Annotated in this window: 3 protein-coding genes; 1 reads left to right on the top strand and 2 read right to left on the bottom strand. The window is 62.0% G+C overall.

Translation table 11 applies throughout. The features are described 5' to 3' along the window. A complete protein-coding gene (locus HNI00_RS16385) occupies positions 1–1,896 on the bottom strand; it encodes a type I polyketide synthase (protein WP_316787624.1) in 1,896 nt (631 codons plus the stop codon). A 35-nt stretch (positions 1,897–1,931) separates the two neighbouring features. Beyond that, positions 1,932–10,595, bottom strand: a complete 8,664-nt coding sequence (locus tag HNI00_RS16390; RefSeq protein ID WP_316787625.1) for an SDR family NAD(P)-dependent oxidoreductase — start codon at positions 10,593–10,595, stop codon at positions 1,932–1,934. A gap of 605 nt (positions 10,596–11,200) precedes the next feature. Here HNI00_RS16390 and HNI00_RS16395 point away from each other — a divergent pair. Beyond that, entirely contained in the window at positions 11,201–12,394 is a 1,194-nt protein-coding gene (locus tag HNI00_RS16395) for a 2-isopropylmalate synthase (RefSeq protein ID WP_316787626.1), read from the top strand. The last annotated feature ends 100 nt before the right edge of the window (positions 12,395–12,494 follow it).

Genomic DNA, 12,494 nt, shown 5'->3' on the forward strand with positions numbered 1-12,494 from the left:
TTAGGGGGCAGGAATCGGGCCACAGGGCTGGCGCTGGAAGGGGTAGGTGGGCAGGGCGACGGTTTGCTGAAAATAGCGGCGATCGCCATCGTGCCAGGTCAATTCGCTGCCTTGCACAAAGGCGGTGGCAATGTCGGGAAGTTGGCCAGCGGCGGTGTCGGGCGACAGGTGGCGGGTGGATGCCGTGGGCGGCTGGGCGGCGGCGGTGTAGTGAATCTGGAGGGCGGGCGCGGTGGGCTGGGCGCGGCCCTGGAGAATGCCCGGTGCAGGTGTGCCTTGTAGGACGGAATGCAGTTTTTGCAGCAGGTCTGGCAGGGAATCGGCGAGGATGGCAAGGCGCAGGGGCAGGGGCGATCGCCCCGTGTTGGCCGTCCAGCAGAGGTCGGCGATGGGGGAATCGGGATGTCGCTGCAAATGCTGCACATAGCGCTCGACCAGTTGGCGCAGGGCGGGTTCGGTGCGGGCAGAGAGGGTCAGCAGGTGCAGCGGATAGGGGAGCAGGGGGGCGGATTCGGGCGCGGGCGCTTCCGTCAGAACCACATGGGCATTGGCTCCGCTAAAGCCGAAGGCATTCACCCCGGCAATGCGGCGCGGCCCGTTCCAGGGGGTGGGAGCAGTGGGCACTTTCAGCGGCAGTTGGGCCCAGTTGATTTGCGGGTTGGGCTGACGCAGATGCAGATGGGGCGGCAGGGTTTGATGCTGGAGCGCAAGCACCACTTTAATCAGCCCAGCCATGCCAGAGGCAGCTTCCAGATGCCCAATGTTGGGTTTGACGGAGCCAATCCAGAGCGGGTCGGGGCGATTCACGGCGCGATCTGTTCCAGACGCACCAAACACCTGCCCCAGGGCCTCTAGCTCGATGGAGTCGCCCAGCACTGTGCCCGTGCCGTGGGCTTCCAGATAGCTGACCTGCTGCGGCTCTAGGCGGCTCTGCTTCAGGGCTTGGCGGATCACAGCCTGCTGCGCCAGTCCGTTGGGCACGGTCAGCCCGCTGGAGCGGCCGTCGTGATTGGTAGCGGAACCCAGGATCACCGCTTGCACAAAGTTGCGATCGCCCAGGGCCTCGTCCAGCCGCTTTAGCACCACCACGCCGCAGCCTTCGGAGCGGACAAAGCCGTCGGCGCTGGCATCAAAGCTGTGGCAGCGTCCGGTTGCAGACAGCATCTTCGCCTTGCAAAAGTTCACCATCATCTCCGGCGACAAAATCCGGTTCACCCCGCCGACGATCGCCAGGTCGCATTCCCGCTGACGCAAACTCTGGCAGGCCAGATGCACGGCGACGAGGGAAGAGGCGCAGGCCGCGTCGATCGCCATGCTCGGCCCGGTGCTGCCCAGCAGATAAGATAAGCGGCCAGCAGCGGTGCTGTGGGTGTTTCCCGTGGTCAAGTAAGCATCGATCATGCTGGGGTCTTGCTGCAAAAGCTGATGCCAGTAGTCGATGCCGCAAATGCCAACAAACACGCCGACCGATTGTCCCAACAGGCGGTGGGGCGAAATGCCGGCCTGCTCCAGCGCTTCCCAACTCACTTCCAGCAGGAGGCGCTGCTGCGGGTCGAGGCTGGCGGCTTCGCGGGGCGCAATGCGAAAAAAAGCCGCGTCAAAGTCGTGCAGATGGGGCACAAAGCCGCCGTGCCGCGTGTACATCTTACCCGCTGCGCTGGGGTCTGGACTGTAGTATTGGTCAAGGTTCCAGCGATCGCCCGGAATTTCGGTAATCGCGTCTTTGCCCGCGTACAGCAGCGCCCAAAAGTCGTCCAGCGTCTCCGCACCGGGAAAGCGACAACCCATGCCCACAATGGCGATCGGCGGGTGCTTTTCTGCCTCCAGCGCCTCTAGCTTTGCCTGGAGTTGCTGAATCGCCAGGAGGGCGCGTTTGGTGGGGGAGGCTTCGGTCATGGGGGATTTTGGATTTTAGATTTTGGATTTTGGGGTTAGGGGTTGAGGTTGAGGCGGTCGAGTTCGCTGAGCAGGAGGGCTTCGGCTTCAGCTTCGGTGAGTTGGGCGATCGCCGCTTCAGGATCGTTCACTGAGCTATTCGTAAAGCTGTTCGGAATTTCGTGTGAAGCGTCATCCTCGCTTCCGTTCGCTGCTGCGTTCTTTTGAGTTGAAGATGCAGATGATTCGGCACTGCCAGAGTTTGGTTCAAGTAAATGCAAGAGGTACTCCGTGAGCGTGGCGATGGTGGGATAGCTGTAGAGCAGCGCGTTGGGCAACGGCTGGGGCACTTGCTGTTGCAACTGGTGGGTTAGCTCGATGGTGGTGAGGGAGTCGAGGCCGAGGTCAGTGAAGCCTTGATGCGGGTCGAGGCTGGTGGCGGGGCGACCCAGCAGGTTGGCAACGGCTTGCTGGAGGCGGGCGGTCAGGGCAGCGGGGCGATCGCCTGTTGGCAATTGGCGAATTTGCTCAAACCAGGAGATGGCAACGGGTGCAGATGTGGCGGCAGGGGCTTGCGGTTTGGCATAAGGCAGCACAGCGACCTGGGGCACAGTTTCCGCCAGCAGCGCTTTGAGGAGGGTCACGCCCGTTTCAGGGGGGATCGGCTCCATGCTTTGGAGGCCCTGGGGGGCAGCGCGGTCGGCGCGGCGGGCGGCCATGCCCACGGCTGCCCAGGGGCCCCAGTTGATGCTGAGGGCGGGCAGGCCGAGCGATCGCCGCAGGTGGGCCAGCGCGTCCAGTCCGGCGTTGGCGGCGGCGTAGTTGGCTTGTCCCGCCGACCCCAAGACCGATGCGGCGGAGGAAAACAGCACAAAGCAGTCCAGCGGCCAGTCCTGACTGAGGCGATGCAGCATCCATGCGCCCCGGAGTTTGGCGGCCATGACTGACTCGAATCGTTGCGGGGTCTGGTTGGCGATCGCCCCGTCGTCCAGCACGCCGGCTGCGTGAAACACCCCGCGAATTGGCAAATCGGCAAAGGGGCGCTGGGATTGGAAAAAGTTCGTCACGGCAGCTTCATCCGCCAAGTCGAGTTGGGCAGTGGCGACGGATGCGCCGGATTGCTCCCAGGTTGCCAACTCTGCGGCGATTTCGGGGCTGGGAGCCGTCCGCCCAATCAGCAGCAGGTGCGTTGCGCCCCATTCAACGAGCGATCGCCCCACCTGCACGCCCAATCCGCCCAGCCCGCCCGTGATCACGTACACACTCTTGGGACGCGGCGCGAAGGTGGGTTTGGCGAACTCGATCACCACTTTGCCGATGTGCTGCGCCTGCTGCATATAGCGGAATGCATCGATCACGCCGTCGCGCTGAAACCGGGTGTGGGGGAGTGGCTGAAGCTGGCCCGCCTCGACTTGCGCCATCACCCGCCGCAGCATGGTCTGAATCTGGTCGGGCTGCTGCGTGGTCACTTGCATCAGGTCAATGGCGGTGTACTGCACGTCGGGGCGGAGTTGCCGCAGTTGCCAGACCAGCGCCGGGTCGGGCTTGCCGATATCCACAAAGCGCCCGCCAGGAGCCAGCAGCGCTGCACTTTTCAGCATGAAGTCGCCCGTGAGGGAATTTAGCACCAAGTCGATGGGCTGCTCCCCTGCGTCGCGAACCATCTCGGCGGCAAAATCGAGCGATCGCGAATCGTAGAGCCGGGTCACGCCGCGCTGTTGCAGCACCGGCCACTTGCTGGGAGAAGCAGTGGCGAAAATCTCCGCGCCGATCTGTTGCGCCAGTTGCACCGCCGCCAGCCCCACACCGCCCGCCGCCGCGTGAATCAGCACCCGCTCGCCCGGTTGCAGGCCGCCCACGGTTCGCAGCGCATACTCAGCCGTAAGCATGGCCGTGGGCAGGGTGGCGGCTGCGGCCGGGGTCAACGTGGCGGGTTTAGGAACTGCCAGCATTGCCGAAACCGTGACGAACTGTCCAAAGCAGCCGGGGGCGATTGCTACCATCACGTCACCTGGCGAAACGTCCCGCACCGCCGCACCCACGCGCACCACCTCGCCGACGCACTCCAGCCCCAGGGGGCCCGCCTCGCCAGGATAGTGCCCCAGTGCATTCAGCACATCGCGGAAGTTCAGCCCCGCCACCAGCACCCGCAGTTCGAGCTCGTCTGCTGCGGGCGATCGCCGCTCGACGGTTTCCCAGGCAAGGCGATCGAGGCTGCCTCGTTCTGCAATTTGAAGTTGCAAAGCGCGATCGCCCGCCAGCAGAGATGCCGCATAGGGCTGGAGTTGGGCAATGTAGCGCTGACCCGCATGAATCGCTACGCAGGCATCCTCCGCATTGGACTGCATCTCTGCCCAGAGCGCTCCGCCCCAGCCAAAATCTGCATCTGGCTCCAGGTCAATGCAGCGACAGGGAAGCGCAGGATATTCCAGGGCGATCGTGCGCCCCAGCCCCCACAGCGAAGCCTGTGCCAGTCCCGCTGCCTGGGTTTCGGGTGCTGCATCAGATACCAGATTGAGGGACTGGCTGCCCTGCGTCACCAGCCACAGCGGAGCCTGAATGCCCTTCTGAATCAGCGCTTGCGTCAGGTGGAGCGCTCCGGCGTAGGCGGCTGTGGTGTCTGCGATCGCGGCTGCATCCAGTCCCCAGAGGTAAACGATGCCGCGTATCGCCGGGTTATCCTGCAAAACCTGCTGTATGAGCGCCAGGAATTCGTCGGGGCGATCGCCATTTACTCGCTGCGCTGCGGGCAGAGCCGATGGGCGATCGCTCGAAACCGCAACAGTGTAGGCCTGCTGCGCTGCGTCCAGACATTCGACCAACTGCTGCGCCACGCCCTGAGCGTCGGCAAAGATTAGCCAGTGCCCTGCGGATGTGGAGTCGAGCAATGCGGGACGAGACGCAGGCTGCCACGCCAGTTCGTAGAGCCAGCGAGAAGCGTCGGGCGTGCGGCCCCATGCCTGCGGAGACACAGCTTTGGCGGTCAATCCGGCGATCGCCAGCACGGGCTTTCCCTGCTCGTCGAACAGCCATACATCCGTCGTTAGCACGCTGGCAGACTGTTCTTTGACCGTCACATAGCTCCAGAGTTGATTAGATCGATGACCGTAATCGTGCAGGCGATCGAGACGAATCGGGACATAGGGTTGAGCAGGGTTCTGTACCAAAGCCAAGACAACTCGCAGACAGGAATCGAGCAAGGCGGGATGAATGCTGTAGTGTTCTGCCTGAAATTTCAGCGCGTCAGGAAGCTGCACGTATCCCAGAACGCTATTAAAAGGCTCCTGCGCTGATCGCCAGACCTGCTTTACGCCCTGGAACCGTGGCCCATAGTCCAGCCCAGGGAAGGAAGCCAGCCACGTTGTCCAGTCGATTTCCAGCGGGTGGGTATGCTGAAACTGGGAAAGATCGGGCGTAGAGATGGGGGCAGCCGCTGTGCTGAGCGTTCCGTGAGCGTGCAGCGTCCACTCGCCATCGTCGCAGCAACTATGGATTTCGACAGTGTATCCGGTTCCGTCGGGGGAAATGCTGGTCTGGAGCGATCGCCCTCTACCCAGGGCTTCCTCCAGCACGAGCGCCTGCGCCAGCACCACATTTTCAAGCTGAAGCGGCTTAGACGGCAGCAGCATCGCCCCAGCCGCCAGCGCCATTTCCAGATAGGCCGCGCCAGGAAAAACGATTGCGCCGTGAATCCGATGATCAGAGAGAAACGGCAGGGATGCCAGCCGAAACTGCACGTCGAATAGGGTGGCGCGGGGCGTGGCAATTTTTTGGCCCAGCAGCGGATGGACAGCTTGAGGGAGTGGCTGGGCTGTGGCGCGTGCAGGTGAGACATCCAGCCAATAGCGCTGCCGCTGAAAGGGGTAGGTGGGCAGCGAGAGGCGCTGTCGGCCGTAGGGCTGATCGAATCCGCGCCAGTCGATGGCGACTCCGTTGCCGTAAAGCTGCTGGAGGCTGTGAAGTAGGGTAGCCCAGTTGTCTTGCGCCGGATGCAGGCTGGCTAGCCACTGAATTTCTGAATGGTTTCGAGAATGGGTCGGCGATGATCCCAGGATTGCTCTCGGATGGTTCTGAGAACGGATTGCAGAACTACTTGGAGACTGTGTTTCGGATGGTCGCCGTTCACGTTCTTGCCAGTCTTTTTGAATCGCTTTGCCCATGCCAGCTAGCACGGGCTTGGGGCCACATTCCAGCGCCACTGTGCAGCTAAGCTGACGCAATTGGTCAACGCTGGCAGCAAACTGCACAGGCTGGCGCAACTGCCGACACCAGTAGTCCGGCGTCGTTATTTCCTCGCCGCAGACCGTTCCCGTGAGGTTGGAGATCAGCGGCAGGCGGGGGCTGGTGAACTGAACCTGGCTGGCAAGGGCCCGAAATTCGTCCACCATCGGCTCCATCATCGGCGAGTGGAAGGCGTGGGAGACAGACAGCGGCTTGACGGAAAACTGCGGCTGGAGGTGGGCGATCGCCCGATCGATTTGTGCAGGTTCACCGGAAATCACCGTATGCTGCGGGCCGTTGAGGGCGGCGATCGCCACGGTGATTCCGGCAGATTGCAGCGCAGATTGCACCACCTCGGCGTTAGCAAAGACGGCCGCCATTGCGCCCGGAGGCTGCGCCTGCATCAGCCGGCCCCGGTGTGCCACCAGCGTCAGCGCGTCCGCCAAGCTAAATACGCCCGCCACGCAGGCCGCTACATACTCGCCGATGCTGTGCCCCAGGACGATATCTGGCTGCACGCCCCAGGATCGCCACAGTTCGCACAGGGCATACTCGACGGCAAACAGCGCGGGCTGGGCGTAGCGGGTCTGCTGGAGGCGGTCGGCCTGCGCGTCGTCATAGAGCAGTTCTGGCAGTGGCCGCCCCAAGAGTGGCTGCAAAATTTTGTCGCACTGGGCGATCGCCCCCCGAAACACGGGCTGCGCGTCGTAGAGCGATCGCCCCATCTGGGCATATTGCGCCCCCTGCCCCGTAAACAGAAACGCCACGGTGGGGCGGGTGGAGACGGTGTGGATTTCGGGCGCATTCAGCCAGCTTTGCAACTGCGCCTGGGCATCGGCGGCGGTGGCGGCGACGATTGCCAGCCGGTGAGCAAAGGGCGATCGCCCGACATTAGCCGTAAAGCACACGTCGGCGAGGGGCGCGTCGGGATGCTCTGCGAAGAACTGGACATAGCGACGGGCCAGGGCTTGCAGGGCAGCGGGCGTTTTGGCGGAGAGCGCCAGCAGGTGCAGCGGGCGATCGGGAACGGAGGACAGCGGGCGGGAAACAGCGGGCGCTTCTTCTAAAACAATATGGGCATTGGTGCCGCCGATGCCGAGGGAGTTGACGCTGGCGCGGCGGGGCGGGCCGTCAGTTTCCCAGTCGCGCAGCGTTGTATTCACGAAAAACGGGCTGTGGGCGAAGTCGATCTGCGGGTTGGGCTGCTGGAAATGCAGGCTGGGCGGCAGTTGGCGGTGCTGCAAACAGAGGACGGTTTTGATGAAGCCGACGATGCCAGAGGCGACGTTGAGATGGCCGACGTTGGTTTTGACGGAGCCGAGGGCGCAAAACTGCGGGCGCTGGGAGCCGCTGCGAAAGGCCCGGGTGAGGGCAGCAACTTCGATGGGGTCGCCCAGTTCCGTGCCTGTGCCGTGGGCTTCGACGTAGGTAATGCTGTCTGGGTCAACGCCTGCCACGGCCAGACATTCGCGGATCACGGCGGCCTGTCCATCGGCACGGGGCGCGAGGTAGCCCGCCTTTTGGCTGCCGTCGTTGCCAATGGCGGAACCCTTGACCACGGCGTAGATCTGATCCCCGTCGGCGATCGCCTCCTGCAACCGTTTCAGCACCACCACGCCCGCGCCGCTGCCAAAGATCGTGCCCCGCGCCTGGACATCGAAGGCGCGACAGTGGCCATCTGGCGACAGGATCATGCCGTCTTGATACAGATGCCCCGCCCGCTGCGGCGTTTCCACCGACACGCCCCCCGCCATTGCCAGGTCGCACTCGCCGCGCAGGAGCGACTGGCAGGCCAGATGCACTGCCACCAGCGACGTGGAGCAGGCGGTCTGCACGTTGACGCTGGGCCCCGTCAGGTTCAGCTTGTAGGAAACACGGGTGGTGAGGTAGTCCTTGTCGTTGGCGATCGCCATCTGAAAGCCGCCCATCGCGCTCAGCGTCACCACATCCAGCGAGTCGTTGGCATCCAGCCGATGGCGATTGGGATAGACGTGGTTCAGCAGGTAGCTGTTCATAGATGCGCCGGCATAGAGGGCGATCGCCCCGCCGTCTGCGGCGTAGGCAAAGGGGTCGTAGCCCGCGTCCTCCAGGGCTTCCCAGGCGCACTCCAGCATCAGCCGCTGCTGCGGGTCGAGCAGTTCTGCCTCGCGGGGGCTATAGCCAAAAAAGTCCGCGTCGAACTGCTCTACATCGTCTAGAATCGGGCTGGCTTTTACATAGTTGGGATGGCGCACCAGATCAGGGTCTATGCCCGTTGCCAGGATTTCTTCATCGCTAAAAAAAGTGATGGACTCCACGCCATTTTGCAGGTTTTGCCAAAATTCCGCAGGCGAAGCGGCTCCGGGAAAGCGACAGGCCAGCCCAATCACCGCGATGTCGTTTGACTGTCCTGCATTTGACTGTCCCGCATTTGACTGTCCTGCATTTTCTCGGCGACGCTGCGATGCACGAAGCGATCTCGGCGGGAAGCGCCGCTGGTTCTGAGGCACCGCCTCAGCCACCGGGGGCCGCGCCAGAAACTCGGCCAGGCTGGCAATGGTGGAATGCTGAAACAAGTCCACTGCCGAAACGGTATGCCCCTGCTGATGAAGCTGGTGCAACACCTGCATCAGTTGCAGCGAACTGCCCCCCAGTTCAAAAAACTGCTCGTCGAGAGCGATCGCCCCCAACCCCAGCACCGACTGCCAGATCTCCAACAGCGATCGCTCTAGCTGGTTGCGCGGCGGCGGGGCGGGTGGAACCTGCTGAAACGCTTCGGCGATGGACTGGAGGCGATCGCCAAACGCGCCAACCTGAAAGCGGCGGCTGAGTTCGCTGCGCTGAATTTTGCCGAGGGCGGTTTTGGGAATCTCGTCCTGCGCCACCGGGATGACATAATCGGGACTTACACCCAGCCGCGTGGACACCTGCCGTCGCACGGCTTTCACCAGTTCCCTCAAGGCTGCGGCATCCGTCAGTTCAACGGTGGGATGCAGAAAAATGGCGAGGCGATCGCTCGTTTCCTGATCCCGGCGCACGGCGCAGGCAGCGGTGTAGGACACTTCTACACCGGGCAATTCCTCGACCACGGCTTCGATTTCGTGGCTATACACATTTGCGCCGTTGAGGATAATCAGGTCTTTCTGGCGGCCCGTGATGGTGAGCCGCCCGGTGTGCAGAAAACCCAGATCGCCCGTAATGAACCAGCCGTCGGGCGTAAAGCACTCGGCATTCAGGTCGGGGCGATTGTAGTAGCCGGGGGTAAGGGTCAGCCCGCGCACTTGCAGGCTGCCGACCTGACCCGCGGGCACGACCTGCTGCTGCTCGTCCACAATCCGCAGCGACACGCCGGGAATCGGCCGCCCCACATCGACGAAGGTATCCTCATCGCGGGTCGTAGCTAGGGAAAACTCGTGGGAATGCACAATGCCAGAGGTGGTTTCCGACATGCCATAGCCAGGGCTGACCACGCCATCCCGCAGACCGCAGGGCGCGAGGAGCTGCAAAAAGCTGCGGGTGGTTTTGGCGACGACGGCCTCGGCCCCGTTGCCCATCCACGCCAGGCAGGACAAGTCCCACTGCCGCCGGGCCACGTCCTGCGGGCGATCGCAGATCAGCCCATAGGCAAAGTTGGGGGCCCAAGTGACGGTGACGCGATGGCGATCGCACAGATCCAGCCACCGCAGCGGGTCTTGCAGCACATAGTCGTTGCTGACCTGAATCTGCGGACAGCCGACAAAAACCTGCGTCAGGTGAAACATCACGAGGCTGGCGACATGTTCCAGCGGCATCCAGTTGAGACTGAGGCTGCGCTCGGTAATGCGGTTCACGGTCGCCATGCCAAAGGCGCTCACCAGCAGGTTGCGCTCCGTCAGCATCACGCCCTTGGGTTGCCCCGTGCTGCCAGAGGTAAACAAGATCAGCGCCAGTCGGTCGGTGGCTAGAGCCGCTGCGGGAGATGTTTCGGGATGCGTTTCGGAAGGCAGTTCGAGCGGCGGATCGGACTCAGCAGCGAGCAGCGCTGGCAGGGGCAGCAGGCGGCTGGGGTCGCAGCGAAACTCGGCAGAACCGTCCGTGCAAAAGGCTTGCAGGGCAGGGGCGATCGCCCCGCCAACCAGCACCCACGGGTGATCCAACTGCCCCAAAATGGCGCGGAACTGGAGTGCCTTGCTCTGCGACTCGGCATAGGCCGGCGGCACGGCAATGGGCACCACCACCAGTTCCCCCAGCCACCCCGCCCAGATTGCAGCGAGAAACTCGTCGGGATCGGAAATTTGCAGGACGAGGCGATCGCCCGCTTTCACGCCTGCGGCCCACAACCCAGCTAAAATTCTTGCGGCCTGCTGAGCCAGCGCCCGATAGGGCTGATGACGTTTGGCTCCGGCTGGAGAAATGTGGAGAATTGCCCCTTCGCCGACGGCTGCGCGATGTAAAACCCTTGAGAGACTGGGCAGGGAGCGGAGATCTGAAACCTCACCACCATGACACACGGACAAAAACGCGGAATGGGCATCCATCATGCTGTTGTCTGTAGACAGCGCTTGAGAAAGCGATGACTCGCCGCTCAGCCCCCTTCAATTCAGAGCCAATTATACAGCACGGGTCTGGTGGGGGATGGCGCTGGGTGTATGTTTATTATGTTGCGCCTCGCGTGTGATTCACGGTGCCCTGCGGTATAACTTGCGTACCTGCGGGTAATACGTTTGGGTTAGGTAGGTTGCTGGCAGGGGTGCATCCTTACTGGATGTCTAGAACTGGATGCCTAGAAACCCTCTTCAGCAGGCTTTTCAGGGGCGATCGCCCCTGTTGAGGGGCGCAGTTGAGGGGTGCAGTTGAGGGGTGCAATAGCCTTCTGGAACCCTGATCCACTTTGTGCGTCATGCGCTGTGTCATCCTGGTCTTGTGCTAAAAAACACTCATGACTAAATAAACCCCAAACCGACCTGCATGAACCCCGAATCATAAACGCTAAATGCCACGCTGTTTCGATGAGCCTTTTCAATCAGCCGTTTCGATGAGCCTCTGATGAAGATTTTTTGATGCAGATTTTTTGATGCAGATTTTTCTGATGCGGACTTTGTCGCCGTAGCTGTTGTTTCTTGGGACCGAGTCCGACTGCAATCCTATGGAGACCATTCACCTGATCATCGCCGACGAAACGCTCCGCGACGGAGAGCAGCAGGTCGGAGTCTGTTTTAGCAAAGACATAAAGCGCAGGCTGGCCCACGAAATCGCCAGCACGGGGGTTCACTCGCTCGCCCTGATGCCCGCCGTTCACCCGGTCGAGGAGCAGTTGGTGAAAACGCTGGTAGCCGATGGGCTGGGGGGGCAACTGGCGGCCTCCACAATGATGAGCAAAGCCTGCATTCGGCAGTCCCAAACGACGGGGGTGCAGCACATTATTTTGTTTCATGCCGTGTCGGATCGGCTGCTGCTGCTGCGCGACCCAGAGATGCAGGTGGCGGAAGGCGGCCAGGCGCGGGAGGCGGCGCTGCTCAATGGCATCAAGGCGACCCCAGATCAGGTGCAGATGGTGCGGGCAAATATGTGCCGTCGCGTCCGCCAGCATTTGGAATACGCGGCTCAGCTTGGGCTGCGAATTAGCTTTGCAGCGGAGGATGCCAGCCGCGCCGATTTTGATTTTTTGGTGGAATGCATCAACCAGTTTTCGCCCTACCTGGAGCAGTTTTTGCTGTGCGATACGGTGGGCTGCCTTACGCCAGAAAAATCCTACATCTGGATTCACGATTTACTCGCGTCGGCCCGCTGTGCGCCGCTGATTGTGCATTTTCACAACGACATGGGGCTGGCCCTAGAGAACACGATCCAGGCGGTGCGGGCGGGGGCGGCGGGGATCTCTGGCACCTTTGGCGGCATCGGGGAGCGGGCGGGCAATGTGGCCATCGAGCAGGTGCTAAACGGGCTGCGGCTGCGGTTTGGCTGGGAGGTGGCGGGGATAGACTACGAGGCGATCGCCCGCGTCGGCCAGCACCTCGACCAACTGGGCGCACGGGCCTATCCGCCCTATTCCCAGGCGGCCCAGCGTCACGAAGCCGGGATTCATGTGCATTCCCTGATGCGCGATCGCCTCTCCTACGCCATTTTCCCCTACGGACAGCCCGAAATCTGGTTCGGCAAACACAGCGGCGTGAGCAACATTCGCTACTTGTTTGAACACTGCCTGCAAAAGCCGCTCGACCGAGAAAAGTACGAGCAGATCTGCCAGGATATTAAAAATCTTTCAATCCAGCAAAACCGCTCGTTTTCCACCGATGAAATCCTCCAGTGGCTCCAGGAACAATCCTACGATTCCGCCTAAGCCAAACCAGGGCTGATTTTGATTTTAGATTGCCGATTTTGGAGCATTCAGAGCATTCATTGTGTTGCTTAAGTGAGATTTTCAGCTATTTTCTGTACAG

The organism is Thermoleptolyngbya oregonensis NK1-22 (genome assembly GCF_032705245.1).
Classification (GTDB): domain Bacteria; phylum Cyanobacteriota; class Cyanobacteriia; order Elainellales; family Elainellaceae; genus Thermoleptolyngbya; species Thermoleptolyngbya sichuanensis.